The sequence below is a fragment of the Streptomyces sp. NPDC001816 genome, assembly GCF_042892235.1.
Lineage (GTDB): Bacteria > Actinomycetota > Actinomycetes > Streptomycetales > Streptomycetaceae > Streptomyces.
In genome coordinates this window covers 639,418-663,423 of sequence record NZ_JBIATY010000004.1, presented here as the reverse complement: position 1 = coordinate 663,423, position 24,006 = coordinate 639,418, and the positions used below count along the sequence as shown (strand labels likewise).

Below are 24,006 nucleotides of genomic sequence, written 5' to 3'. Positions count from 1 at the left end.
TCAGGCTGCCTTCGCCAAGAGGCCGTTGAGGGCCGGGCCCGGTAGGCGGTGCCAGTTTTCCCTGGTTGCTCTTGTGGTCAGGGTGGGGTCGCTGCCCACGATCACCGGGTGGCCCACGCTGGTCAGGAGCGGCAGGTCGGTGGCGTCGTCCGCGTAGGCGTGGCAGTCGGACGGGTCGAGGGCGAAGGCCGTCATGATGCGGTGGGCCCAGTCCGCCTTGGCCTGGCCGATCATCGGGCCGTCGGTGAGGTCGCCGGTCAGGATGCCGTCGGTGACCTCGGGGGTCGTGCAGACGAGGAGGTCGGCTCCCACCGCCTGGCCGATGGGGGCCAGGCAGGCGGCGAACGAGCCGGAGAGCAGGATCGTGAGGTCGCCGGCCCGGTGGTGCTGCCGTAAGGCCTCGCGGACCGGCGGGTGGAAGAGACCGCGGGCGTTCTCGCGGGCGAACCAGAGGCGGCCGCTCTCCTCCAGGTCCGACGCGCGGCTGCCGCGCAGCAGGCGGTAGAAGGCGCGGTTGACCTGTTCCCGGGGTACGCCCGAGCGGAGTTGGTGGCCGAGTGCGGCCCGTGCCGCGGTCAGCCGGGCGGGGGAGCGGCCCGCGCGGCCCCAGTGGAAGCCGAGGAAGCCCAGCATGCTCTTGCAGGTGATGAGCGTCTCGTCGACGTCGAAGAACGCGGCTCTGACGGGGTCGGTCGTCATGAGGTGGGAAACCCTTTGCGGATGGTGTGGGGACGGAGTGCGGTGTGGCGGACCGGTGTCACCGGCCGGAGTGCAGCTCCGTGTGGGCGGCCTCGACCAGGTCCAGGATCCGGTCGGCGTACGGGCACAGCCGGGTGCCCGCCGAGGTGAGTTCGACGGCGCGGTTGCCGCGGCGCACGAACAGCGGTGTGCCGACGGCCTCTTCGAGGCCCTTGATCTGGGCCGTGATGGTCGGCTGCGAGTAGTGCAGGTTGCGGGCCGCGCGGGTGAAGCTCAGCTCGCGGGCGACTTCCCGGAAGGTGCGCAGACGCTGGAGATCCATGGTCAGTCCCGGACGAAGAGGGCGTCGGCCTCGGCGAGGGTGCGCTCGCCCTGTACGGCGGTCAGCCGCAGCAGTCCGTCGGAGCCGGTGGCCGAGCGGATGACGATGGGCTGGAACAGCTCGCCGAAGGACCGGAACCTGGCCTCCAGCGCGGTGAGGACGCAGTTGCTGGCCGCGGTCAGATGACCCGCCTGGCGGAACGCCTCCAGCAGCATCATGCCGGGCACATGGTCCGAGGGGTGCTCGAAGTAGCCCGGGTGCTGGAGGTCGACGTGCAGCAGCCACGTCGAGGAGTCGTCGTCGGCCGCGGTGCGCAGCAGCACGTTGGCGTCCTGGCGGCCGGCGATGACCGGTGCCCGGGAGGGCGTTGCGGCGGCCGTGGTCGTGGCCGTGATGCCGCTCGTGAGGTCGCGGCCGCGGTTCCTGAGGACCTCGTAGCGACGCGCGTCGACCACGACGACGGCGACCGTACTGTGCGCGCACGGCTGCCCGTCGACCTCGATGGTGATGTCGATCCGGGCGTCGAAGCGGCCCGAGCCCGGGCTGCCGGCCGGGGTGACGCAGACGTCCAGCACGGCGCCGAGCGGGGTGCCCCCCACCCGCAGGGCGGCGTGGTCGTCGATGTGCAGATCGAGGGACCTGAAGACGAAGTGGTGGCCGAGCGGAACGTCGTAGAAGCGGTGGAGCAGGTAGATCCCCGCCTGGCGAACCGTTTCCGCGAGCAGCATGAAGTCGCAGCGGCCGGACTGGTCGGGGTGGTAGAGCGCGTGGTGGCGAGGCCACTGTGCGCCCACCAGGAAGCGGTCGCCGGCGACTGCGGCCGCGTCGGTGAGGAAGACCTCGGTGACGGAGGCGCGGTGCACCAACTGGCGTGGAACCGTGCGGTCGTACGTGAGACCGGCCCGGGCGTGCTCCATCGGAGACGCGGACCGCAGCGTGCTGACAGACATGCCTGTTTCCCCCCAAGGCTGTTTGCGTTACGCGCAGATGAGGGGTGCCTGATCGGCTGCCTGGCGCCCCCCGCCCAAGAAATATACCTTCGGGAATGTATATTGCAATGGAGATCCTCGGGAAGGTGGAGTACATGCCAAGCAGCAGGGCGGAGCCGAAGCAGGAACGGGCACGTCGGACCAGGGCCCACATCCTGGAGATGGCGGCCGAACTCTTCGCCGAGCGCGGCTACGCCACGGTGACGCTGCAGGACGTCGCCGAACGGGCGTCGATGACCAAAGGAGCGGTGTACTTCCACTACAAGAACAAGGAAGACCTCGCCGTCGCCGTGGTGCAGGAGCACTACGCCCGCTGGCCGGTGATCCTGGAGGCGGTCTCGGCCCGCGAACTGCCGCCGTTCGAGGCGCTCGTGGCGGTCCTGGACCGGGTCACCGAGGCCTTCCGCGACGACGTCGTGGTGCAGGCCGGTGCCCGGCTGCAGATCGAGCGGTCGCTGATCGCCGCCGACCTGCCCGAGCCGTACGTCGGCTGGGAGGACTTCCTCACCGGCCTGGTCGAGGAGGTCGAGAAGGCGGGCGAACTGCGCGCCGGCGTCACCCCGCGCTCGGCCGCCCGGGTCATCGTCTCCGCGTTCTTCGGCATGCAGCACGTCTCGGACGTGCTCAGCCGACGGGCCGATCTGGCGGAGCGGTACGGGGAGTTGCGGGCGGTGGTGTTGGAGGGGCTGCGGGGTTGAGGCGGGGCGAGGGCAGTGGCCGGGGAGCGGAACGGGGTTGTGAAACACCCCGCTCGTCTGAGTGATCTTCGTGGCAAGGTGGGTCCGTGGACGCACTCAAGCCCCAGGACCCGCCGCACATAGGCACGCACACCCTGCTCGCCCGGCTCGGGGCGGGTGGGATGGGACAGGTCTATCTCGGGCGGTCGCCCGGCGGTCGGCTCGTCGCCCTCAAGGTGATCCGGGACGAGATCATCGATCACCCCGAGGCTCTGGCGCGGTTCCGGCGCGAGGTGGAGACCGCGCGGACGGTCCGGAGTGCCTATACGGCCAACCTCATTGACGCCTCGTTGGACAACACCCCCTACTGGCTGGCCACCGAGTACGTCGCCGGGCCCACCCTCGCCAAGGCCGTGGCGGAACGCGGCCCGCTGCCGACGGAGTCCTGCCGAGGGCTGTTCGCGGCGCTCGCCGAGGGCCTCGCCGCCGTCCACGCACACGGCGTCACCCACCGGGACCTCAAGCCCCAGAACGTCATCCTCGCCGCCCAGGGCCCGCAGCTCATCGACTTCGGCATCGCACGCGGTGTGGGCCAGACCGCCCTCACCGATGCCGGGTTGGCATCCGGCACACCCGGCTTCACCGCCCCAGAGGTGCTGATGCGCAACGAGGTCGGACCGCCTGCCGATGTGTTCGCCCTCGGCGCCACCCTCGCCTACGCGGCCACCGGCCGGGCACCGTTCGGCTCGGGCGACCCGAACGGGGTCAGCTACCGCGCCGTTCACGAGCCCATCGACCTGGCCGGTGTCGCACCGGAACTGGCGGCCCTGATCGAGGCGTGCGTGGCCAAGGACGCCGCCGCCCGGCCGGGGCTCACCGAGGTGATCGCACGCTGCGGGGTGCGCACCGCACTGGTGGAGGACCCGGTCTACGCCGGGCTCGCCGTGCTGGGCGAGGCCGCACCGCAGACCCCGCCGACGCCGGTACGGCAGTCGGTGGCGCCGTCGACGGCTCCGCCGGTGACGCCGCACGACCTGCCGACGGTGGGGTCGGCGCAGTACGGTCCGCCCGGTTACACGCCCACCCAGCTGGCCCAGCCGAGCCGGCGCTCGGGCAAGCGGTGGATGGTGGCCGCGGCAGTGGGGCTCGTGGTGGGCGTCGGGACGGCCGCCACCGTGGTGCTCACCCAGCAGGGCGATGAGAAGGACACCGCGCACGGGCGGGCTTCCGCGAGTGCGCAGGCCACGGGGTCCAGCCCGAAGGCCACGGCGTCCAAGGCGGACGACGGCAAGGGCGGCGCGCCCGCCTACGCCGGTGACGACATCGACCGCACCTTCTGGCAGTCGTCGAGCGCGCAGTGCCAGCTGCCCGCCGAGGAGCGGGCGCCCGAGGGCTTCATCACCTCCGTGTCCGACCCCGACGACCCCGACAAGCGCGGCGAGCGGCTGATCCTCGATCACAAGGTGAAGATCGGCTTCTGGAACAACGTCTACTCCTGGACCAGCGGGAAATCCGCGACCCACGCCCCGTACTACGTGACCGTCAGCGTGAAGCCGCCGCACAGCATCGACTCCAGCACCGGAAAGCCCGCGCCCGGGGCGCTCATCGACAACGTGACGCTGGGCTACACCAGCAAGCCTGTCGACCTCTACGGCGGCGACAAGTCCGCCTGGAAGTACCTCACCTACCCGGACGACTTCCGTTCCTGGTCGCCGGACGGGAAGAGGTCATGGCCTGCCATCCCGCTCGCCAACGATCCCGGTGACTGGACCATCGAGTGGCACCACATCCGTACGCCCCACGACTACAGCAGCATCACGTGTGGCGGCTTCACTGTGAAATGACGCCACATCATGCCGAAAGCGCCTTGAACCGGGGGCGCATGGGGGAAAGTTGAACCGTGCGGAAGGTATGGGTGATCGGTGGGGCGGCCGTCGGGCTCGGGACGGCGTTTGTCATGCTGCTCGTCGTCGGCGTGTACGTCGTCGCCGGGAATCTCGTCAACAGCGTCACCACGGGCAGCCGCGGGCTCGCCAAGGGAGCCGTGCCGGCCGCCTACAAGCAGCTTGTGCAGCAGTGGGGGAACCTCTGCCCCGCGCTCAGCCCGGCCCTGCTCGCCGCCCAGCTGTACCAGGAGAGCGGCTGGAACCCGACGATCGTCAGCCCCGCCGACGCGCGCGGCATCGCCCAGTTCATCCCGAGCACCTGGGCGACGCACGGCATCGACGGCAACGGCGACGGCAAGCGCGACATCTGGGACCCGAGCGACGCGATCCCGTCGGCCGCGTCGTACGACTGCGAACTCGCCAAGTACGTCAAGGACGTTCCCGGCAACGTCTCCGACAACATGCTCGCCGCCTACAACGCCGGTGCCTACCGGGTCATCAAGGCGGGCGGCGTCCCGGGCATCAGCGAGACGCAGAACTACGTCCAGCGGATCCGCAGCCTGGAGAAGAGCTTCGCCGCGCCGCTCCGGCGGATCGACCCCACCCGGCAGGCCGCGGGCGCCATCGCCTTCGCCCAGAGCAAGCTCGGCACGCCCTACCTGTGGGGCGGCAACGGCACTGCCGACCAGGGGGGACGCTTCGACTGCTCGGGTCTGACCCAGGCCGCGTACGAGAAGGTCGGCATCACCCTGCCCCGGGTCGCCAACGACCAGTACAACGCGGGCCCGCACCCCTCGCGCGACCAACTGCTCCCCGGTGACCTCGTCTTCTTCTCCGACGACCTCACCGACTCGCGGGCCATCCGGCACGTGGGGATCTACGTGGGCGGCGGGTACATGATCGACGCGCCGCGGTCGGGCGCCGTGATCCGGTTCGACCCGGTCGACACCCCCGACTACTTCGGTGCCACGCGGGTCACCGAAGATGGCGCAAAAGCGCTCCCGACCGCGGTGTGAACCGATGGTGAACCCACCCCCTGAGCTGCGGTGATGAGTCTCTCTTCGATAACGTCTGAGTGATCATTCGGTGGAGAGTGGAACGTATCAATGGGGGCTGTGCGTTCCTGATGACGTAGCCGAGCGGACGTCAGCGGCAGTGCAGCGGAAGCGGATCTACGAACCACGGGGGGCTGGAGCGACGCACACGAGGTGCGTCCGGGAAGACGACGAAGGGGCCGCAGCACGATGGCTGTACTCGCCGAATCCGGATCGAACCCCGACGTCGACCTGCTCTACGACATCAATGGCCTGGCCAAGGACGCGCCGCACTGGTTCGACCGGGTCATGGAGTTCGTGGGTGAGTACGGACTGCTTCTGGCCATGGTGCTGCTCGTGCTGTGGTGCTGGTGGTCGGTGCGCCGCCGGGCCGAGGAGGACGCCGCGTCCTCCGTCGCCGCGCTGGTCTGGGCGCCGCTCGCGGCCGGCATCGCGGTGCTGGTGAACGTGCCGATCCGCGGCTTCGTCGAACGCCCCCGCCCCTTCGTCGACCACCAGAACCTGGACGTCCTGGTCACCGGCAAGACCGACTTCTCCTTCGTCAGCGATCACGCGACGATCACCATGGCCCTCGGCGTCGGCCTCTTCGTCGCCAACCGCCGCTTCGGCCTCGCGGGCATCGGCCTGGCCCTGCTGGAGGGGTTCTGCCGGGTGTACATGGGCGTGCACTACCCGACCGACGTGGTCGGCGGCTTCGCCCTGGGCACGGCGGTCGTACTGCTCCTCTCCCCGCTGGCCATGGCCCTGCTGACCCCACTGACGAAGGCGGTCGAGCGGTCGCCGCGGGCGGGGTGGATCGTGCGACGCCGGTCGGCGGCGGACGAGCAGCGCGATGCGGTGATGCCGAGCGCCCGCAAGCCGGTGGAGTCGGAGGAGAAGGACCTGGCTGCGTAGCGCAGCGGGACTACAACTCCCCGGGGGCGCGGGGAAGTGCGCGCCCAGCCCCCACCGGCCCGCAGGTCCCCACGATCCCTGACAACCCTGTTACAACCCCTGCGCGTAAGAGAAGAACCTCTCCGGGTCGTACTGCTTCTTCACCTTGCCGAGGCGGGTCGCCGCGTCGCCGTAGTACGCCTTGCGCCAGTTCGTCAGTGTCGGGTCGGTGTAGTTCTGGTACGCCGCGCCGGAGGCGTACGGCTTCATCGCGTTGTGGGCCGACGTGAGCCACGACTGGGCCGAGCTGCCGGAGGCACCCGCGCCCCAGGAGGCTATGTACTGGGCCAGCATGCGGGAGCGGCGGTGGACGAAGGCCGTCGCCGTGGGGCTGACCCGGTTGACCGCGCCGCCGAGGGCCGTGAAGGCGATGCTGCCCCCGCCGCCGCGGACGGAACCGATCTGCTTCAGCAGGGTCTGGATGCCCGCCGAGGACAGGGAGCGGTCGAAGAAGTCGGAGCGGGCCGCGTAGGTCTCCCGGCCCAGGCGGCCCTGGGGCGAGCGGCCGGGGGTCGAGCCCGGGAGGTGGCACTGGGCGTCCGTGGAGAAGGAGGAGCAGCCGGCGTAGATCTCCATCGCCTCCTCGTAGCCGCGGCGGCGCAGGGAGACGGTCCGGGCGTTTGCCCCTGCCTTGTGTGCGAGGCGGTCCACCGCGTTCTGGAGTTCGCCGTAGGTGCCGAGGGAGAAGCAGGCCACGGAGATCGTCGGCGTGCCGCCCGGGGTGTTCGACAGGTGGAGGGAGGACCAGATCTCGTCCGGCTGGCTCGGCCCCCACTCCTGCCACGCCTTGATCACCGCTGCTGCCTTGGACCAGGACCACGTCATGTACGCGGTCACCGCCTGGGGCGCCGCGTGGGTCTTGAACTGCAGTTCGGTGACGACACCGAAGTTGCCGTTGCCCGCGCCGCGCAGCGCCCAGAAGAGGTCGGAGTGGGAGGTGGCGTTCGCGGTGACCTGGGTGCCGTCCGCCGTGATCACCGTCGCCTGGGTGAGGCTGTCGCAGGTCAGGCCGTAGGCGCGGGAGGCGACCCCGTGGCCGCCGCCGAGGACCAGGCCGGAGACGCCGACCGTGGGGCAGGAGCCCGCGGGTATGGTCACGCCCTTCGCGCCCAGCGCCCGGTAGACGTCGATCAGCTTGGAGCCGGCGCCGACCACCGCCGTCCCACCGCTCACCCGGACCCGGTTCAGCTTGGACACGTCAAGGATCAGCCGGTTGTCGCCCGAGGAGTAGCCGGCGTAGGAGTGGCCGCCGTTGCGTATCGACACGCGTATCCCGTGGGACTGGGCGTACGACAGGGTCGTACGGACGTCGTCGGCGTGGGCGACATAGGCGACCGCGGCGGGCTTCAGGCCGTCGAAGCGGGTGTTGTACAGCTGGTGGGCCGTCTTCCAGGTCGCGTCCCCGGGGCGCACCAGGGGCCCGTCGAGGTCGCGGGCGAGGGCCGCCCAGTTCGCGGCGGCCGCCTGGCTGGTGGTCTTCAGCGCCGTACCGGAGGATGTGAGCGTGTGCGCCGAGGATCCGGCGGAGGTGCCCGAGCCAGTGCTGCACCCGGCCAGCGCGGTCGCCGCCAGAGCGGCCGCGCCGCCCGAGATGAACGTACGCCGTTCCATGTGTTCGTCGCCTTTCCTCGGCTCTCCTGGAACGAGACGACGCCATGCGCACAGAGGTTCCAGCCGACAGCTTTACGAGTCTCGAATGCCTGTCCGGTTAACCTCGTTGTCGGAACCTACGTGTGCCCTCCCCGTAAGCATTCCGTGACCTCACCGCACCGACGGCAGGGGTTCACCCGCCGTTCACTTATGGCCATCGGCCGCTTCACCTGATCTGCCTAATTTCGGCCTTACCCGGTGCGGGGGCGGTTCAGGAATGCGCTCGCGCACGAAGTACTTCGCACGCCGCCGACTGCCTGCGGCGGCTCCTGGAAGGAACTCCCGAAAGTGATGCTTCAGCGCAAGAACCGGCTGCGCGCCCTGTCTCTCGGTGCTCTCGCCGTCTCCGGCGCCCTGGCCCTCACGGCGTGCGGCTCCGACGACAACGGCAACAACGACGCCACGGGCAAGCCGTCGTCCTCGGCCAGCGCGGGCTCCATCAAGTGCGACGACGCCAAGGGCCAGCTCCTCGCCGACGGCTCCTCCGCGCAGAAGAACGCGATCGACGCCTGGGTCAAGAACTTCTCGCAGGCCTGTGGCGTGCAGATCAACTACAAGGGTGGCGGCTCCGGTGCCGGTGTCACCGCGTTCACCCAGGGCCAGGTGGCCTTCGCCGGTTCCGACTCGGCGCTGAAGGAAGAAGAGGTCACCGCCTCCAAGAAGATCTGCTCCGGCGGCCAGGGCATCGACCTGCCGATGGTCGGCGGCCCGATCGCCCTCGGCTACAACGTCCCGGGTGTCGACAACCTGGTCCTGGACGCCCCGACGCTCGCCAAGATCTTCGACAGCAAGATCACCAACTGGAACGACAAGGCGATCGCCAAGCTCAACCCGGGCGTCAAGCTGCCCAACCTCAAGATCCAGGCGTTCCACCGCTCGGACGAGTCCGGCACCACGGACAACTTCACCAAGTACCTGATCGCCACCACCCCGGACAACTGGAAGTACTCCGGCGGCAAGGCCTGGCAGGCGAAGGGCGGCCAGTCCGCTCCGCAGTCCGCCGGTGTGGCCCAGCAGGTCAAGCAGACCTCCGGCGCCATCGGCTACTTCGAGCTGTCCTACGTCAAGGACGGCATCAAGGCCGTCTCCGTCAACACGGGTGCCAGCAAGCCGGTCGCCCCCAGCACCGAGAGCGCCACCGCCGACATCGCCGCCGCGAAGGTCGTCGGCACCGGCAAGGACCTCTCGCTCCAGCTGGACTACAAGACCAAGGCCGAGGGCGCCTACCCGATCACCCTGGTCACCTACGAGATCGTCTGTGACAAGGGCAACAAGGCGGACACCCTGCCCGCCACCAAGGCGTTCCTGCGCTACATCGCCAGCGAGGACGGCCAGAAGATCCTCTCCACGATCGACTACGCCCCCGTCCCCGACGAGATCATCGCCAAGGTCCGCACCACCATCGACGGCCTGAGCTGACCTGATCCGAGAGTGCGGCCCGGTTCTCACCGACCCGGGCCGCACCGTCCGGTGCACCGCCGCCCGGAGCCGCACCCCGTACCGTTGGGGGAGCGGCTCCATGGAGCCGCCGCCCACCGCGCGGCTCCGCAGACCGGAGAACCCGATGGACATATCGACGCAGACAACTGACGCATCTCCCCCCGCTCCCCAGCCGAAAGCGGCCCAGCACAAGAGCAAGTCCCACGCCGCGACCCGCGCCGGTGACCGCATCTTCCTGGGCCTGTCGCGCGGCTCGGGCATTTTGCTGCTGGCGATCATGGCCGCGATCGCGGTCTTCCTCGCCTACCGTGCCTCCCTCGCGATCAGCAAGGACCACGGCAACTTCCTGACCACCTTCGAGTGGAACACCAACCTCATCCCGCCGACCTTCGGCATCGCGGTGCTGGCCTTCGGCACGATCGTTTCTTCGGTCATCGCCATGGCCCTCGCGGTCCCGGTCGCGGTCTCCATCGCGCTGTTCATCACGCACTACGCGCCCCGCCGGATGGCCGGCCCCGTCGCGTACGTGATCGACCTGCTCGCCGCCGTGCCCTCCATCGTGTACGGCCTGTGGGGCGCGCTGATCCTCGTACCGCACATGAACGGCCTCTTCGGCTGGCTCAACGACTTCTTCGGCTGGACCGGCCTCTTCTCCTGGGACCAGGGCGCCCCGCGCTCGATGCTCACGGTCGGCATCCTGCTCGCGATCATGATCCTGCCGATCATCACCAACGTGAGCCGTGAGGTCTTCCGCCAGGTCCCGAGGATGCACGAGGAGGCGGCCCTGGCCCTCGGCGCCACGCGCTGGGAGGTCGTCCGCATGGCCGTGCTGCCCTTCGGCCGCTCCGGTGTGATCTCCGCGTCGATGCTCGGCCTCGGCCGCGCGCTCGGCGAGACGATGGCCGTGGCCACCGTGCTCTCCCCGTCCTTCGACATCCAGGCCAGCCTGCTCAACCCGGGCGGCGGCACCTTCGCCCAGAACATCGCCAGCAAGTTCAGCGAGGCGAACGAGTTCGGCCGGGACGCGCTCATCGCGTCCGGTCTGGTCCTGTTCGTCATCACTCTGCTGGTCAATGGCGCGGCCCGGCTGATCATCGCCCGGCGCGCGGAGTACTCGGGGGCCAACGCATGAGCACCGCAGCCGTCACCGACAAGCGCCCCAGCACGCTGCGCGCCGCCAGCCTGCCCAAGTGGTCCCCGTGGGCGATCGCCGCGGGCTCCATCGCCCTGGGCATCGGCATCTCGCTGGCCGCCGGTCTCGACAGCAAGATCCAGTGGGGTCTGATCGCCGCGGTCCTGTTCGTCCTCGGCACGTACGTGATCGCCGCGAGCGTCGAGGGCCGCCGGCAGGCCAAGGACCGCATCGCGACCAGCCTGGTCTGGGTCGCCTTCGTGGTCGCCGTGGTGCCGCTGGTCTCCCTGATCTGGGTGACCGTCGCACGCGGTGTGAAGGTCCTGAACGTCTACTTCCTGACCCACTCGATGGGCGTCGTCGCCGACACCGAGCCCGGCGGCGGCATCTACCACGCCATCATCGGCAGCCTGGAGCAGGTCGGCCTCGCCACCCTGATCGGCGCCCCGATCGGCGTGATGACCGCGATCTACCTCGTGGAGTACGGACGAGGCAGGCTCGCCAAGTCGGTCACCTTCTTCGTCGACGTCATGACGGGTATCCCGTCGATCGTCGCGGGTCTGTTCATCCTCAGCCTGATGCTCATCTTCAAGATGCAGCCGTTCGGCTTCGCCGGTTCGCTGGCCCTGGCCATCCTGATGATGCCGGTCGTCGTCCGGTCCACCGAGGAGATGCTCAAGCTCGTTCCGAACGAGCTGCGCGAGGCGTCCCTGGCGCTCGGCGTGCCGAAGTGGCGCACCATCCTGAAGGTGGTCCTGCCGACTTCCATCGGCGGCATCACCACCGGCATCATGCTGGCGGTCGCCCGTATCGCCGGTGAGACCGCGCCGGTGCTGCTGCTGGTGTTCGGCAATCCGTTCATCAACAACAACCCCTTCGAGGGTGCGCAGGCTTCGCTGCCGCTGTACATCTACCAGCAGTTCGCGAACAGCGCGGGTTCCGGAGCGGCGTACGACAGGGCTTGGGCGGCATCGCTCACGCTGATCGCCTTCGTGATGATCCTCAACCTGGTGGCCCGGGCGATCGCCCGCTGGAAGGCCCCGAAGACCGGTCGCTGACCGGCCGACAGCGACCGTTCAAGACTTTCTGGAAGTGAAGTAGACATGGCCAAGCGAATCGACGTAAGCGGACTCACCGCCTACTACGGATCCCACAAGGCGATCGAAGACATCTCGATGACCGTCGAGCCCCGCTCGGTGACGGCGTTCATCGGCCCCTCCGGCTGTGGCAAGTCGACGTTCCTGCGCACGCTGAACCGTATGCACGAGGTCACGCCCGGTGGCCGCGTCGAGGGCAAGGTGCTGCTCGACGACGAGGACCTGTACGGCGCCGGCGTCGACCCGGTGTCGGTGCGCCGCGAGGTCGGCATGGTCTTCCAGCGCCCGAACCCGTTCCCGACGATGTCGATCTTCGAGAACGTGGCGGCGGGGCTGCGGCTGAACGGCAGCTACAAGAAGGCCGAGCTGAACGAGATCGTCGAGAAGTCCCTCAAGGGCGCGAACCTCTGGAACGAGGTGAAGGACCGCCTGAACAAGCCGGGCTCCGGTCTGTCCGGTGGTCAGCAGCAGCGGCTCTGCATCGCCCGTGCGATCGCGGTCGAGCCGAAGGTGCTGCTCATGGACGAGCCGTGCTCGGCGCTGGACCCGATCTCGACGCTCGCGATCGAGGACCTGATCGGTGAGCTGAAGGAACGATTCACGATCGTCATCGTGACGCACAACATGCAGCAGGCTGCGCGTGTGTCCGACCGTACGGCGTTCTTCAACCTCGCCGCGGTCGGTCAGCCGGGCCGTCTGATCGAGATCGACGACACCGAGCGGATCTTCTCGAACCCCTCGGTCCAGGCTACGGAGGACTACATCTCGGGCCGCTTCGGCTGAGCCTCCCCAGTCCCCTCGCGGTGCTGCATGGCGGTGCCACCGCGAGGACGCAAGAGGGCCCGCCCCTGGCTCCCGGGGGCGGGCCCACTGCGTTCGGCCTCGGCCGCTGCTCCGGGGGCTCCGCCCCCAACCTCGCAGGGGTTCGCCCCTGGTCCCCGTTTTCTTTCCCACTCGCCCACCCGTCTCGGTCGGCTGAGAAGCGGGGAAAGGAACACCCACCCCCTCTGTCCGGCTTTTCAGCGGACCGAGACGGGTGGGTGTGGTGGGCGGGTCTGTGGGTTACAGGATCGTCAGGTTCAGGAGGCCGAAGGACAGGGCCGCTACCAGGGCCGCTGCCGGCATCGTGATGAACCAGCCCATGACGATGTTCTTGGCCACGCCCCAGCGGACGGCGTTCACACGCTTTGTCGCGCCGACACCCATGATCGCCGAGGTGATCACGTGAGTGGTCGAGATCGGCGCCTTGAAGAGGTACGCCGTCGCGAACATGATCGACGCACCGGTCGTCTCGGCGGCGAAACCCTGCGGGGGGTCGAGTTCGATGATCTTGCGGCCCAGCGTGCGCATGATGCGCCAGCCGCCCGCGTAGGTGCCGAGGGACAGCATCACCGCCGACACGATCTTCACCCACACCGGGATCGGCTCACCGAACGTCTCGTGGCCGGAAATCACCAGGGCCATGACCACCACGCCCATGGTCTTCTGGGCGTCCTGGAGGCCGTGGCCCAGCGCCATGCCCGCCGCCGAGACCGTCTGCGCTATACGGAAGCCCCGCTTGGCCTTGTGCGGGTTGGCCCGGCGGAAGATCCACATGATCGCCAGCATGACCAGGTAGCCGACGATCAGGCCCACGACCGGCGACAGGAACATCGGGATGACGACCTTGTCGAGGACGCCGTTCCAGAGGACGTCCGTACCGCCCGCCAGCGCCGCCCCTACCAGGCCGCCGAACAGTGCATGGGAGGAGGAAGAGGGCAGGCCGAAGTACCAGGTGATCAGGTTCCAGGTGATCGCGCCGGTCAGGGCCGCGAAGAGGATCCCCATCCCGGTCGACCCGGAGGGCGTCTCGATCAGGCCCTCACTGACGGTCTTGGCGACCCCGGTTCCGAAGAACGCGCCGGCCATGTTCATGACCGCAGCCATGGCGAGCGCCGCCCGCGGGGTCAGCGCCCGCGTCGACACCGACGTCGCGATCGCGTTCGCGGAGTCGTGGAAACCGTTCGTGTACGTGAAGAAGAGCGCGACCGCGATGGTCACGACGAGAGCGAGGGTGTCCATCGACGCCTCAGGACTCCTTGACGGCGATGGTCTCCACCGTGTTCGCCACGTGCTCGAACGCGTCCGCGGCCTCTTCCAGGACGTCCACGATCTGCTTGAGCTTGAGCACCTCTATCGCGTCGTACTTGCCGTTGAAGAGGTGGGCCAGCAGCTTGCGGTGGATCTGGTCCGCCTGGTTCTCCAGACGGTTCACCTCGATCCAGTACTCGGTGAGGTTGTCCATCGTGCGCAGGTTGGGCATCGCTTCGGCCGTCAGTTCGGCAGCGCGCGCCAGCACCTCGATCTGCTGCTCGACGCCCTTCGGCAGCTCTTCGACGTTGTAGAGGACGACGAGGTCGACGGCCTCCTCCATGAAGTCCATGATGTCGTCCAGGGACCCGGCGAGGGAGTAGATGTCCTCGCGGTCGAACGGCGTGATGAACGAGGAGTTCAGCTGGTGGAAGATCGCGTGCGTGGCGTCGTCACCTGCGTGTTCCGCGGCCCGCATACGCTCTGCGATCTCGGCCCGGGCAGACGCGTCCGCCCCGAGCAGTTCCATCAGGAGTTTCGAGCCGGTGACGATGTTGTCCGCGGATGCGGCGAACATGTCGTAGAAGCTCGTCTCCCTGGGGGTCAGACGAAAGCGCACGTGTGGTCCTCGGGGTGCTTCGGTTTCGGTCAGGCTGATGCTAGGCGCAACATCCGGCCACGGCTATCGGGTCGTCCTCCAGTGTCACCCATCGGGCATGGTGATCAGCACGGGGGCGTACCAAGGGCCCTTTACCCAGCAAAATTCGTTACCATATACCCACCAGGGGTATGTTTCCTCAGTTCGTCCCGATATGGAGGCCCGCGATGACGACGACCGAGGCCGGCGCCACGCACGGTTACCACAAGCAGAAGGACGAGCACCTCAAGCGGCTGCGCCGGATCGAGGGGCAGATCCGCGGTCTGCAGCGCATGGTCGACGAGGACACCTACTGCATCGACATACTCACCCAGGTGTCCGCCTCCACCAAGGCCCTGCAGTCCTTCGCCCTCCAGCTGCTGGAGGAGCACCTGCGGCACTGTGTCGCGGACGCGGCCGTCAAGGGCGGCGACGAGATCGACGCGAAGGTGGACGAGGCCACGAAGGCGATCGGCCGGCTCCTGCGCACCTGATCGGAGCCGGCGGGGTGTGATCAGGGCCGGCAGGGCCTGATCACACCTCGGCGGATTCCCGTTCCTCGGCCACCCGCAGTACCTCGTCGATGCTCTCCAGGCTCAGCCGGTCCTCGGCGGCCGAGGCGGCGATGATCAGCTCTCCGCACAGCTCGATCTCGGCGAGGGCCACGTGGTCCTGAACTGCCGTACCGCCGACCGGAGCCACGTGCATCACCTCTTCTCAACCGTCACCGACTTCCTAGAGTAGGGAGCGGTCTACACACCGCGCATGGCACGGACGGGCTAGTTCGCGGGTGGCGGTCCGGACTAGTGCGCCGACTGGTTTTCGGCCCCGCTGTCGGCGATCCGGCCCGCGTAGATGTCCTTCGGACTGGGCAGGCGCACGTCCACGGGGGCGCCGAAGTCGTACAGCAGGGTCGTCGAGGCGACCGCCACGGCGGTCTTCTCGCGGCCGTTGACGAAACTGAAGTGCTGACGCAGCTTGCGGATGCGGCCCTCGTCGTCCAGATAGGCGTCGAACGGAACCTCGGCCGTGGCGAACCCTTTCGCTGCCGCTGCCAGGGACGCCCGGCCGGCGGCCGAGGCACGCCTCGACGCGTGGGACAGATCGGCCGTCCCGCGGTAGTGCCGCACCTGTGTGCCGCCGACCTTCGTCCGCCCCATGTACGTCGCCGTACGCGTCCCGCGCAGCACCTCCGCGGCGGCGTACGGGTCCGTCGCGCCGCCCGTGACGAGGTTGCCGTCGGACAGGCTCGCGGTCTCCACCCGCACCCACTTGTCGGCGGGCACCCCCGCACCCCGGTTCTTCATGAACAGGGCGCCGGGGGCGAGGAGTTCGGTGATGGGCCGGTGCCCGGAGGTGCCCGCGGGGTCCTCCGGCAGGATCACGGTCAGCTGTCCGAGCCGGCGCCGGTAGTCGTAGACGCCCTTGCCGCGGATGGTGACCCGGGTGCCGCCGGTCGCCATCTCCATGGACGTGGTGGCCTTGGAGCTGCCCGCACCGCGCAGGGTGTCGGCGGCGCGCTGCAGGGCGGTCACGGGGTTGCCGCCCGCGCCGTTGACGCCCTGGGCCGCGGCACCGCTGCTGGAACACCCTGTGGCACCCACGCCGAGCCCGACCATCATCCCCACCGCGACGACCGTCCTGCCCGCGCGCCTCTGCTGCCGCCGATCCATCGCCTGCCTACCCCCAGCCGGTACGTCCGTCACGGGCCCCCTGTCGTTCCGGTTAACGACGAGTAGGGAGTGCCGTCACGCACTGCCGAAGGCTGGGATAGGGCATACAAACGCTTTAACCGGGGTGTCGGTAACGTTGTCGGCGTGGCGCAGGAGGACGGGCCGGAGCGACTCCGGCAGGGGCAGGAGCACCTCACGACGACGATCGAGCAGGGGCGCTTCTGTGTCGCCCGCTGCACCTGCGGCTGGCGCGGCCCGGCCCGCCGGGCGCGCAGCCAGGCCAGAACGGACGCGGCGGGCCACTCGGCGGCCCTGTGAGGGCCCCGGCCGCCCCCCGCCGCTACCTGTGCTCGAATTCCCGCACGAGGGTGTCCACGAGGTCGCGGTCGCGGGGCTGGGTCAGCCGGCCCCGGGCCGCGGTGGGGGAGAGCCACAGGATGCGGTCCACCTCTTTGTTCGGGGTGAACCGGCCGGAGACCGCCTCGGCCGCCCAGTAACGCACCTGCTTGGGGCGGCCGTTGGCCAGGTAGTGCAGGGCCGGCAGCTCGTTGCCGGGCTCGGCGGTGTAGCCCGTCTCCTCGGCGACCTCGCGCAGGGCACCCGCGAGCGGGTCCTCACCCCGCTTGAGCTTGCCCTTGGGGTGGGACCAGTCGTCGTACTTCGGCCGGTGGACCAGACAGACCTCCAGCTCGTCGTCCACCGGCGAGCGGCGCCACAGCACGCAGCCCGCCGCCAGGACCAGGGTGTCGTTCACACCGCCTCCTCGGGAGGGTTCAGGGTGCGTTGACCGTCTGCTTCTGCCACGCCTGCTGGAAGGCGAACCGGGCCGCCTCCACCTCGTGCCGCTGGTCGGCGTGGAGCACGCCGAGCGCGTACGCCGTCGCCGGTGCGATGCGGGGCGTGCGAGCCGCCTGGGCGGCCGCGGCCGCTGCCTCCGAGGCGTCCCGGTGCCGGTTCAGGGCCTGGCCCGCCGCGAGCAGGCGTACGTCCACGGGGGTGCTGCCTCCGCACAGCACCTCCAAGGCGTAGCGGTGCAGGCGCAGCAGCAGGCGGACCTGGTGCCAGGGGCCGTCCTGGGGGTGCGGGGACGGGTCCGGGGACAGGCCGTGGACCAGGGCCTCCGCGTTGTAGGGGTGGCCGGCGGTGAGCAGGGGGAGGGCGGTGATGGCGTCCGTGAGGCGTTCCTCGGCGGCGGCCGCGAGGGGGCGCAGGTCGGTGGTGGGGGCGGCCGGGGTGAGGGGGACCTCGCTGGCGAGCACGGCGACCTTGTCGGCGACGGCGTGGAAGCGGCTCGATCCCAGGGCCTGGAGGGCCGTGGAATGGGCTCGGGTCCGGGCGAGGGTGAGCTGGCGTTCGAGTAGGGCGCCTGCTTTTGCCGCGCCTACTGTGAGGTTGCCGCGCTCTGGGGTGGCCGTCGGGTGGGCAGGGCCACTGGCGTTGGAAGGTGCCGCGCCCACCCGTGCCGCGCCCACCCGTGCCGCCCCAGCGGCACGACTGCCCGCAGCTACGGCGGCTGACGCGCCGGCTGCGTCGGCCGAGGGAGCGGCCGCGCCCGCAGCCCCGCTACGGCGGCCCGCCGCGTCGCTCACCGCCTGTCCCGGGAACACCGCCGCCCCCGACAACCGGTGCAACGCCAGCAACAGCCGTTCCAGGCGGGACTCGTACGCGTGTTCAAGGCCCAACGTGCCGGACAGCCAGGCCAGTTCCGGACGCATCTCCTCCGACCAGTCCGTGTCGAGGAGGGGGCGGAACGTGTGCAGGCTGCCGCTGATGCGGCGGGCCGAGCGGCGCAGCGCCCGGGCCGCGTCGACGGCCTCCTCCGTTTTGTTCGCCGCGCCGCCGTTCGCCGTACCGCCGTTCTCCCGGTGCAGGCGCAGCGCGCGGAGGAACTCCGTGGCCTGGGCGCGCAGGTAGCCCGCCAGGGCGTCCCCCGTCACCTCCGTGGCCGTGGGGTCCGTCGGGTCAAGGTGTTGCTGTGCCACGCCGGCGCCTCCGGGCGTCTATGAGCATCTCCTGAACGTTGCGCAGGGGCTGTCCGTCCGCGTCCGTCGCGTGCCGGGTCCACTCGCCGTCGGGGCCGAGGTGCCAGGAGGCGGTGGTGTCGGACATGCCGGTGTCGAGCAGCCGGTTCAGGGCTGCCCGGTGGCCGGGGTCGGTGACCCGGACCAGGGCCTCTATCCGGCGGTCGAGGTTGCGGTGCATCATGTCGGCGCTGCCGATCCACACCTCGGGCTCGCCGCCGTTGCCGAAGGCGAACACCCGGGAGTGTTCGAGGAACCGGCCGAGGATCGAGCGGACCCGGACGTTCTCCGACAGGCCCGCGACGCCCGGGCGGATGGCACAGATGCCCCGCACCCAGATGTCGACCGGCACGCCCGCCTGGGACGCCCGGTAGCAGGCGTCGATGAGCGCCTCGTCGACTATCGAGTTGACCTTGATGCGGACGAAGGCCGGGCGGCCCGCACGGTGGTGCTGTATCTCCTTGTTGATCCGCGAGATCAGGCCGTCCCGCAGGGACTTGGGAGCGACCAGGAGCCGGCGGTAGGTCTCGCGGCGGGAGTAGCCGGACAGCCGGTTGAAGAGGTCGGACAGGTCGGCGCCGACCTGCGGGTCGGCGGTGAGCAGACCGAGGTCCTCGTACAGGCGTGCCGTCTTCGGGTGGTAGTTGCCCGTGCCGACATGGCTGTAGCGCCGCAGCGTCTCGCCCTCCTGGCGGACCACCAGGGACAGCTTGCAGTGGGTCTTCAGGCCGACCAGGCCGTACACGACGTGGCAGCCGGCCTCCTCAAGACGCTTCGCCCACTTGATGTTGGCGTGCTCGTCGAAGCGGGCCTTGATCTCGACCAGGACCAGGACCTGCTTGCCGGCCTCGGCGGCGTCGATGAGCGCGTTGACGATCGGGGAGTCACCGGAGGTCCGGTACAGGGTCTGCTTGATCGCGAGGACGTCCGGGTCCTCGGCCGCCTGCTCGACGAAGGCCTGCACGGATGTCGAGAAGGAGTCGTACGGGTGGTGCAGCAGGACGTCCCGGCTGCGCAGGGCCGCGAAGATGTCGGGCGCGGACGCCGACTCGACCTCGGCGAGGTCGCGGTGGGTGCCCGCGATGAACTTCGGGTACTTCAGCTCGGGACGGTCGATGCCGGCGATGCGGAAGAGGCCGGTGAGGTCCAGGGGGCCCGGCAGCGGGTAGACCTCGGCCTCGCTGATCTTCAGCTCGCGCACCAGCAGGTCGAGCACCTCGCGGTCGATGGACTCCTCGACCTCCAGGCGCACCGGCGGCCCGAAGCGGCGCCGCATGAGTTCCTTCTCCAGGGCCTGGAGCAGGTTCTCGGCGTCGTCCTCCTCGACCTCCAGGTCCTCGTTCCTGGTCAGCCGGAAGGCGTGGTGCTCCACCACCTCCATGCCCGGGAACAGCTCCTCCAGGTGCGCGGCGATGACGTCCTCCAGCGGGACGTACCGGCCGGGCGCGGCCTCCAGGAAGCGGGACAGCAGCGGCGGCACCTTCACCCGGGCGAAGTGCTTGTGGCCGCTGACCGGGTTGCGCACGACGACGGCCAGGTTCAGGGAGAGGCCGGAGATGTACGGGAACGGGTGCGCGGGGTCCACGGCCAGCGGGGTCAGGACCGGGAAGATCTGGTGCCGGAAGAGCGTGAAGAGGCGCGCCTGCTCCTTCTCGGTCAGCTCGTTCCAGCGGACCAGGTGGATGCCCTCCTCCGCGAGCGCGGGGGCGACGTCCTCGTGGTAACAGGCGGCGTGCCGGGCCATCAGCTCGCGGGAGCGGGCCCAGATCATCTCCAGGACCTCGCGCGGCTGCAGTCCGGAGGCCGAACGGGTGGCGACGCCCGTCGCGATCCGGCGCTTCAGACCGGCCACCCGGACCATGAAGAACTCGTCCAGGTTGCTGGCGAAGATCGCCAGGAAGTTGGCGCGCTCCAGCAGGGGCGTGTTCGGGTCCTCGGCCAGCTCCAGTACGCGCTCGTTGAACGCGAGCCAGCTGCGCTCCCGGTCGAGGAAACGCCCCTGCGGCAGCGGTGCCCCCTCACCCTGCGCCTCCTCGTACGCGTCGAGGTCCGCATCGATGTCGGGCTCGAGGTCGGAGACGTTCGCCGACACGGTGTGCGGCCGGTGCGCGGCGATGGAGCCCACGGAGGGCTGGACGTGCTGGACCTCTGCCTGGGTGTCTTGCTGACTCATGAACCCATTCTTCCGCGCCAAGGGCGAGACAGGCGCGTCGGAACGTGCGGGAGGGAGCCTTACGGTCCCGTTTCCCGCGAGCCCCTCGGGGGGCGGCGAAGGCTCTGGCACGGCGGGGTTCATTGGTTGAGCGTCGCAAGACCGTCTGAATCGATGGTTACGGAGACATGACGTGCGGGATATCGGGGGGCGGCCCGAAGGGGTCCGCGGTGCGCGCGTGACGATCCCGTACGCCCGAAATTGACGTTCCCGTACCCGCGAAAACTGCGGTCCCGTACGTCACTCCCCCCGTGGAAGGGACGTACGGGACCGAAGGGGCGTACGGAGCCTCGGCTCGCCTCGGTGTCAGGCCGCCCGGCGGCGCAGTACCGCGTACGCGGCGGCGGTGGTCAGCGCCGCCACGGCCAGGACGATGCCGGTCTCCACCCACTGGAGTGCCCAGAAGTGGGACGCGGGGTGGTAGACGGCGAAATAGCCGTCGGCGTTCCGTCCCCAGTTCACGCGCCAGACGTCGTGGGCCAGGTCCGGCTCGCTGGGCGAGGTGCGGGTGACCGCCGGCCACAGGTCGGCGCGGTAGCGGGTGAGCAGGAAGTTGAGCAGCCACATCGCGGCGAAGGCGGCGCCGAGCGCGGCCAGGGTGCGGCGCAGCAGCAGCGCGGCGAGCGCGCCGACGGCGAGGGCGCACAGGCCGTACGCCACCGTGAGCGGGCCGCGGGCCACGATGATGTCGTTCTGGTACCAGTTGGTGATGGGGATCAGGTCCTCGTTGGCCGCCCAGCTCCAGCGGAACACGAGGACCAGGGCCAGTCCCCCGGCGGCGACGGCCACGGCCGACAGGGCCAGCTTGGCGGTCAGCCAGCGCACCGGGGTGACGCCCTGTGTCCAGGCCAGCCGCGCCGTACCGGACTCCAGTTCGCGGCCGACGAGTGCGCCGCCCGCGAAGACGGCGACGGCGAGGAAGGTGTAGCAGATGAGGGTGCCGACCCAGCCGACCGTGTTGCCGTAGTCGAAGCTGTCGAAGGCGTCGATGCACACGTCCGCGTGGGCGCAGGCCTGTACCGCCCTGCGGGTGGCGGGAGCGGTGACCTCGTTCAGGTACACCAGCCAGCAGACAAGGCCGGCGACGACGGCGGCCCAGATCAGCAGGGCTGTGCGGTGCAGCCGCAGCACGGTGCGGGGCAGCCCCTGGACGGCGGCGCTCATGCGGTGGCTCCCTTCGGGAGACGAAGAGCGCCGGTGAGGCGGCGGAGCACGAGGAACGCGGCCACCGTGAACAGTCCGGCCAGGGCCAGGACCAGGGCGCTGGTGGTCAGCTGGAGCGGCCAGTAGTGCGCGTCGGGGTGGTTGGTGTAGTAGAAGCCGACGCCACCCCGCTTCTGGAACAGCCGCTGGCAGCCCTCCCACGTGTCCGCGTGGCAGCGGGGCTCGGGGATGTGCCCGCCGGTGCGCGTGACCAGGCCCTGGTCGACGCCCAGGCCGGGGGAGGAGTAGCCGGAGGCGTGTCCGAAGCTCGTCACGTGGGTGACGGTCGGCCACAGGTGCGGCATGATCCACTGCGCGACGCCCCACAGGCCCCCGGTGGCGACGACGCCGGTGGCCAGCGCGGGCAGGGCGCGGCGCAGGGCCAGGCCCGCGAGGGCACCCACGGCGAGGGCGGCCAGGGACAGGGCGACGGTGGTGGGGCCGTTGGTCTGGAAGGTCCACCAGTCCCACTGGCTCTTGAGGGTGTCGACGCGGCCGCGAGCGGCCACCCACGCCCGGTGGTGCAGGAACACCAGCAGGCTCGTCCCCGCGGTGACCGCGGCGGCCGGCAGGGCCAGCCTGGTCGCCAGCCAGCGGGCCGGGGTGACGCCCTGTGCCCAGGCCAGTCGCGCGGTGCCGGACTCCAGCTCGCGGCCGGTGAGGGCGGCGCCCGCCCAGGCGGCGACCAGGAGCGGCAGCGCGGCGAGGGGGAGCGTGAGGTAGTTGTACGTGTCCTTGTAGCGCAGGATCGCGTCCTGGTCGTAGGCGCACTTCTCGGACCAGTGGCAGGCCTTGTACTGCCGCCAGCCGTCCGCCGCCGCGTCGGTGAGGGGTCCCCCGAGCCACAGCAGCAGGGCGGCGCCGAGGAGGACCAGGCCCGCCCAGACGAGCAGCTCCGGCCGGTGCAGGCGCAGGACCCAGCGGGTGAGGTGCGGGCGGCGGACGGCCGCCGGTGTCGTCACGGCGCTCACGCGGCACTCTCCTGGGCCACGGCCGAAGCGGCGCCCAGCGCCGGGGCCTCGGGGTTGCGCAGGTGGGCGAGGACCAGTTCCTCCAGCGAGGGCGTCGAGGTGCGCAGGTCGCCGGGGAGCGGTCCGGCCGGGCGGACCAGCGCGGTCAGCTGACGGCCGGTGACCCGGGACTCGACCACGGTGTGCCTGCTCAGATCGGTGGACTCGGCGGCCCCGCTGATCCTCAGGTGGGCGGCGAGCAGGTCGTCGATCTCGCCGGCGAGGCGAATCCGGCCGCCGCCGACCAGCATCAGGTGGTCGCAGGAGTCCTCCAGCTCGGCCACCACGTGCGAGGACATGACAATGGTGGTGCCGTGCTGCGCGGCGTCGGCCATCAGGGTGCCCATCAGCTCGTGCCGGGCCAGCGGGTCGAGGTCGGCCATCGGCTCGTCCAGCAGCAGCAGTTCGGGCCGCTTGCCGAGCGCGAGGGCGAGCGCGACGCGGGTGCGCTGTCCGCCGGACAGGGACCGTATGCGGGACCTCGGGTCCAGGTCGCCGCCGGTCACGACCTGCTCGGCGGTGGCCGCGTCCCAGCGCTCGGGGTTGAGGTCGGCGCCCATCCGCAGTGTCTCGGCGACGGTGAGCTGCGGGTACAGCGGCTTGTCCTGGGCGACGAAGCCGACCCGGGCGCGGGCCTCGGCGGGCGTGCTGCCGAGCACCGTCAGCCGGCCCTCGGTGGACGGGAGCAGCCCGGCGGCGAGCGCGAGCAGCGTCGACTTGCCGGCGCCGTTGGGCCCGACGAGGGCGCACACCCGCCCGGCGGGCAGCCGGAACGCGAAGTCCCGCAGTGCCCAGCGTCCCCGACGCCCGAAGCGCTTGCCGAGGCCGGTGGCCTCCAGAGCCGTGTCGCTCATGAACGTTCTCCCTGGAAGTGCTTGTCGAGTACGGCGGTGAAGAGGGCCGCCACGTCGTCCCGGTCCAGCCCCGCCTCGACGGCCCGCGCCGCCCACTCCTCCAGCTCCGCCCGCAGGGGGGAGTCGGCCGGGGCGGCGCCCAGGGACCGTCGGACGAAGGTGCCGAGCCCGCGCCGCGCCTCGACCAGGCCCTCGCGCTCCAGCTCGCGGTAGGCCTTGAGGACGGTATTGGGGTTGATGGCGGTGGCCTCGACGACCTCGCGGGCCGTCGGCAGCCGGTCGCCGGGCTGCAGCAGGCCCAGGCGGAGGGCCTGTTTGGTCTGCTGGACGATCTGGACGTAGGTGGCGACACCGCTGTGCCGGTCGATACGGAATTCGACCACGCGCTGAACCACCCTTTCACTAATTGAGTAGTGAAAGGGTGGTGCAAAAGAGGGGCGGCCGTC

General features: G+C 70.1%; 25 protein-coding genes. 10 read left to right on the top strand and 15 right to left on the bottom strand.

Annotation, left to right across the window (positions count from 1 at the left end; genetic code table 11):
* From ACFYZZ_RS18680 to ACFYZZ_RS18670, 3 genes are read right to left on the bottom strand one after another with little or no spacing between them, the layout of a single operon-like run.
* The gene (locus ACFYZZ_RS18680) at positions 1-699 is read right to left on the bottom strand and encodes an HAD family hydrolase (RefSeq protein ID WP_389176808.1); all 699 of its coding nucleotides are present in this window, start codon (positions 697-699) and stop codon (positions 1-3) included.
* A 58-nt stretch (positions 700-757) separates the two neighbouring features.
* On the bottom strand, positions 758-1,021 hold the full coding sequence (locus ACFYZZ_RS18675) for a LysR family transcriptional regulator (protein WP_386573828.1): 264 nt from the start codon (positions 1,019-1,021) through the stop codon (positions 758-760).
* A gap of 2 nt (positions 1,022-1,023) precedes the next feature.
* The gene (locus ACFYZZ_RS18670; RefSeq protein ID WP_389176806.1) at positions 1,024-1,971 is read right to left on the bottom strand and encodes a ScbA/BarX family gamma-butyrolactone biosynthesis protein; all 948 of its coding nucleotides are present in this window, start codon (positions 1,969-1,971) and stop codon (positions 1,024-1,026) included.
* 134 nt (positions 1,972-2,105) lie between these two features.
* Here ACFYZZ_RS18670 and ACFYZZ_RS18665 point away from each other — a divergent pair, with 134 nt between their 5' ends.
* From ACFYZZ_RS18665 to ACFYZZ_RS18650, 4 genes are all read left to right on the top strand, one after another.
* Positions 2,106-2,708 (top strand): ScbR family autoregulator-binding transcription factor, encoded by a 603-nt coding sequence (locus ACFYZZ_RS18665; RefSeq protein ID WP_386573825.1) that lies wholly within the window; start codon positions 2,106-2,108, stop codon positions 2,706-2,708.
* An 86-nt stretch (positions 2,709-2,794) separates the two neighbouring features.
* On the top strand, positions 2,795-4,531 hold the full coding sequence (locus ACFYZZ_RS18660; protein ID WP_389176803.1) for a serine/threonine protein kinase: 1,737 nt from the start codon (positions 2,795-2,797) through the stop codon (positions 4,529-4,531).
* A 56-nt stretch (positions 4,532-4,587) separates the two neighbouring features.
* Positions 4,588-5,589: an NlpC/P60 family protein gene (locus ACFYZZ_RS18655; RefSeq protein ID WP_386573823.1), complete on the top strand. Its 1,002-nt coding sequence runs from the start codon at positions 4,588-4,590 to the stop codon at positions 5,587-5,589.
* 228 nt (positions 5,590-5,817) lie between these two features.
* Complete coding sequence (locus tag ACFYZZ_RS18650; RefSeq protein ID WP_389176801.1) at positions 5,818-6,522, top strand: phosphatase PAP2 family protein; 705 nt, start codon at positions 5,818-5,820, stop codon at positions 6,520-6,522.
* A 90-nt stretch (positions 6,523-6,612) separates the two neighbouring features.
* Here ACFYZZ_RS18650 and ACFYZZ_RS18645 read toward each other — a convergent pair whose 3' ends face one another.
* On the bottom strand, positions 6,613-8,172 hold the full coding sequence (locus tag ACFYZZ_RS18645; RefSeq protein WP_389176799.1) for an FAD-binding oxidoreductase: 1,560 nt from the start codon (positions 8,170-8,172) through the stop codon (positions 6,613-6,615).
* Between the two features lie 327 nt (positions 8,173-8,499).
* Here ACFYZZ_RS18645 and pstS point away from each other — a divergent pair, with 327 nt between their 5' ends.
* The 4 genes from pstS to pstB all read left to right on the top strand — a co-directional run bounded on the left by pstS (position 8,500) and on the right by pstB (position 12,663).
* Complete coding sequence (gene pstS, locus ACFYZZ_RS18640; RefSeq protein WP_389176797.1) at positions 8,500-9,630, top strand: phosphate ABC transporter substrate-binding protein PstS; 1,131 nt, start codon at positions 8,500-8,502, stop codon at positions 9,628-9,630.
* 145 nt (positions 9,631-9,775) lie between these two features.
* Entirely contained in the window at positions 9,776-10,783 is a 1,008-nt protein-coding gene (gene pstC / locus ACFYZZ_RS18635) for a phosphate ABC transporter permease subunit PstC (RefSeq protein ID WP_389176900.1), read from the top strand.
* Positions 10,780-11,841 carry a phosphate ABC transporter permease PstA gene (gene pstA / locus ACFYZZ_RS18630; RefSeq protein WP_389176795.1) on the top strand — a complete coding sequence of 354 codons (1,062 nt, stop codon included), beginning with the start codon at positions 10,780-10,782 and terminating at the stop codon, positions 11,839-11,841. Before pstC ends, pstA begins: the two co-directional genes overlap by 4 nt.
* 45 nt (positions 11,842-11,886) lie before the next feature.
* Positions 11,887-12,663 (top strand): phosphate ABC transporter ATP-binding protein PstB, encoded by a 777-nt coding sequence (gene pstB / locus ACFYZZ_RS18625; protein WP_389176793.1) that lies wholly within the window; start codon positions 11,887-11,889, stop codon positions 12,661-12,663.
* A 279-nt stretch (positions 12,664-12,942) separates the two neighbouring features.
* Here pstB and ACFYZZ_RS18620 read toward each other — a convergent pair whose 3' ends face one another.
* A complete protein-coding gene (locus tag ACFYZZ_RS18620) occupies positions 12,943-13,941 on the bottom strand; it encodes an anion permease (protein ID WP_389176791.1) in 999 nt (332 codons plus the stop codon).
* 7 nt (positions 13,942-13,948) lie between these two features.
* Positions 13,949-14,569: a DUF47 domain-containing protein gene (locus ACFYZZ_RS18615; RefSeq protein WP_094216994.1), complete on the bottom strand. Its 621-nt coding sequence runs from the start codon at positions 14,567-14,569 to the stop codon at positions 13,949-13,951.
* A gap of 206 nt (positions 14,570-14,775) precedes the next feature.
* Between ACFYZZ_RS18615 and ACFYZZ_RS18610 the strand changes: the two genes are divergently transcribed.
* Entirely contained in the window at positions 14,776-15,081 is a 306-nt protein-coding gene (locus ACFYZZ_RS18610; protein WP_345059085.1) for a metal-sensitive transcriptional regulator, read from the top strand.
* Positions 15,082-15,121: 40 nt separating this feature from the next.
* Here the strand turns inward: ACFYZZ_RS18610 and ACFYZZ_RS18605 are convergent, their stop codons facing one another.
* Both ACFYZZ_RS18605 and ACFYZZ_RS18600 read right to left on the bottom strand, forming a co-directional pair.
* Positions 15,122-15,295, bottom strand: a complete 174-nt coding sequence (locus tag ACFYZZ_RS18605; RefSeq protein WP_386573815.1) for a hypothetical protein — start codon at positions 15,293-15,295, stop codon at positions 15,122-15,124.
* Positions 15,296-15,390: 95 nt separating this feature from the next.
* A complete protein-coding gene (locus tag ACFYZZ_RS18600) occupies positions 15,391-16,260 on the bottom strand; it encodes a hypothetical protein (protein WP_389176789.1) in 870 nt (289 codons plus the stop codon).
* Between the two features lie 144 nt (positions 16,261-16,404).
* Between ACFYZZ_RS18600 and ACFYZZ_RS18595 the strand changes: the two genes are divergently transcribed.
* On the top strand, positions 16,405-16,578 hold the full coding sequence (locus ACFYZZ_RS18595) for a hypothetical protein (RefSeq protein ID WP_389176787.1): 174 nt from the start codon (positions 16,405-16,407) through the stop codon (positions 16,576-16,578).
* A gap of 22 nt (positions 16,579-16,600) precedes the next feature.
* On the opposite strand, the gene ACFYZZ_RS18590 is transcribed toward ACFYZZ_RS18595, so the two are convergent.
* The 7 genes from ACFYZZ_RS18590 to ACFYZZ_RS18560 form a co-directional block, all read right to left on the bottom strand.
* Entirely contained in the window at positions 16,601-17,014 is a 414-nt protein-coding gene (locus ACFYZZ_RS18590) for an NUDIX hydrolase (protein ID WP_389176785.1), read from the bottom strand.
* 19 nt (positions 17,015-17,033) lie between these two features.
* Positions 17,034-18,242, bottom strand: coding sequence for a CHAD domain-containing protein (locus tag ACFYZZ_RS18585; RefSeq protein WP_389176783.1), 1,209 nt, complete (start codon positions 18,240-18,242; stop codon positions 17,034-17,036).
* Positions 18,223-20,577: an RNA degradosome polyphosphate kinase gene (locus ACFYZZ_RS18580; RefSeq protein ID WP_389176781.1), complete on the bottom strand. Its 2,355-nt coding sequence runs from the start codon at positions 20,575-20,577 to the stop codon at positions 18,223-18,225. Before ACFYZZ_RS18580 ends, ACFYZZ_RS18585 begins: the two co-directional genes overlap by 20 nt.
* Positions 20,578-20,799: 222 nt before the next feature.
* Positions 20,800-21,657, bottom strand: a complete 858-nt coding sequence (locus tag ACFYZZ_RS18575; RefSeq protein ID WP_389176779.1) for a hypothetical protein — start codon at positions 21,655-21,657, stop codon at positions 20,800-20,802.
* Entirely contained in the window at positions 21,654-22,667 is a 1,014-nt protein-coding gene (locus tag ACFYZZ_RS18570) for an ABC transporter permease (RefSeq protein ID WP_389176777.1), read from the bottom strand. Before ACFYZZ_RS18570 ends, ACFYZZ_RS18575 begins: the two co-directional genes overlap by 4 nt.
* Positions 22,664-23,560, bottom strand: a complete 897-nt coding sequence (locus ACFYZZ_RS18565) for an ABC transporter ATP-binding protein (RefSeq protein WP_389176775.1) — start codon at positions 23,558-23,560, stop codon at positions 22,664-22,666. The genes ACFYZZ_RS18570 and ACFYZZ_RS18565 overlap by 4 nt, the downstream gene beginning before the upstream one ends.
* Positions 23,557-23,943 (bottom strand): GntR family transcriptional regulator, encoded by a 387-nt coding sequence (locus ACFYZZ_RS18560; RefSeq protein ID WP_389176773.1) that lies wholly within the window; start codon positions 23,941-23,943, stop codon positions 23,557-23,559. The genes ACFYZZ_RS18565 and ACFYZZ_RS18560 overlap by 4 nt, the downstream gene beginning before the upstream one ends.
* Between the last annotated feature and the right edge of the window lie 63 nt (positions 23,944-24,006).

Excerpts from the sequence above, each read along its gene's own strand:
- ACFYZZ_RS18680 (WP_389176808.1), bottom strand. The coding sequence starts at position 699 with ATGACGACCGACCCCGTCAGAGCCGCGTTCTTCGACGTCGACGAGACG.
- ACFYZZ_RS18675 (WP_386573828.1), bottom strand. The coding sequence starts at position 1,021 with ATGGATCTCCAGCGTCTGCGCACCTTCCGGGAAGTCGCCCGCGAGCTG.
- ACFYZZ_RS18670 (WP_389176806.1), bottom strand. The coding sequence starts at position 1,971 with ATGTCTGTCAGCACGCTGCGGTCCGCGTCTCCGATGGAGCACGCCCGG.
- ACFYZZ_RS18665 (WP_386573825.1), top strand. The coding sequence starts at position 2,106 with ATGCCAAGCAGCAGGGCGGAGCCGAAGCAGGAACGGGCACGTCGGACC.
- ACFYZZ_RS18650 (WP_389176801.1), top strand. The coding sequence starts at position 5,818 with ATGGCTGTACTCGCCGAATCCGGATCGAACCCCGACGTCGACCTGCTC.
- ACFYZZ_RS18645 (WP_389176799.1), bottom strand. The coding sequence starts at position 8,172 with ATGGAACGGCGTACGTTCATCTCGGGCGGCGCGGCCGCTCTGGCGGCG.
- pstC (WP_389176900.1), top strand. The coding sequence starts at position 9,776 with ATGGACATATCGACGCAGACAACTGACGCATCTCCCCCCGCTCCCCAG.
- pstA (WP_389176795.1), top strand. The coding sequence starts at position 10,780 with ATGAGCACCGCAGCCGTCACCGACAAGCGCCCCAGCACGCTGCGCGCC.
- pstB (WP_389176793.1), top strand. The coding sequence starts at position 11,887 with ATGGCCAAGCGAATCGACGTAAGCGGACTCACCGCCTACTACGGATCC.
- ACFYZZ_RS18620 (WP_389176791.1), bottom strand. The coding sequence starts at position 13,941 with ATGGACACCCTCGCTCTCGTCGTGACCATCGCGGTCGCGCTCTTCTTC.
- ACFYZZ_RS18610 (WP_345059085.1), top strand. The coding sequence starts at position 14,776 with ATGACGACGACCGAGGCCGGCGCCACGCACGGTTACCACAAGCAGAAG.
- ACFYZZ_RS18605 (WP_386573815.1), bottom strand. The coding sequence starts at position 15,295 with ATGCACGTGGCTCCGGTCGGCGGTACGGCAGTTCAGGACCACGTGGCC.
- ACFYZZ_RS18600 (WP_389176789.1), bottom strand. The coding sequence starts at position 16,260 with ATGGATCGGCGGCAGCAGAGGCGCGCGGGCAGGACGGTCGTCGCGGTG.
- ACFYZZ_RS18580 (WP_389176781.1), bottom strand. The coding sequence starts at position 20,577 with ATGAACCCCGCCGTGCCAGAGCCTTCGCCGCCCCCCGAGGGGCTCGCG.
- ACFYZZ_RS18575 (WP_389176779.1), bottom strand. The coding sequence starts at position 21,657 with ATGAGCGCCGCCGTCCAGGGGCTGCCCCGCACCGTGCTGCGGCTGCAC.
- ACFYZZ_RS18565 (WP_389176775.1), bottom strand. The coding sequence starts at position 23,560 with ATGAGCGACACGGCTCTGGAGGCCACCGGCCTCGGCAAGCGCTTCGGG.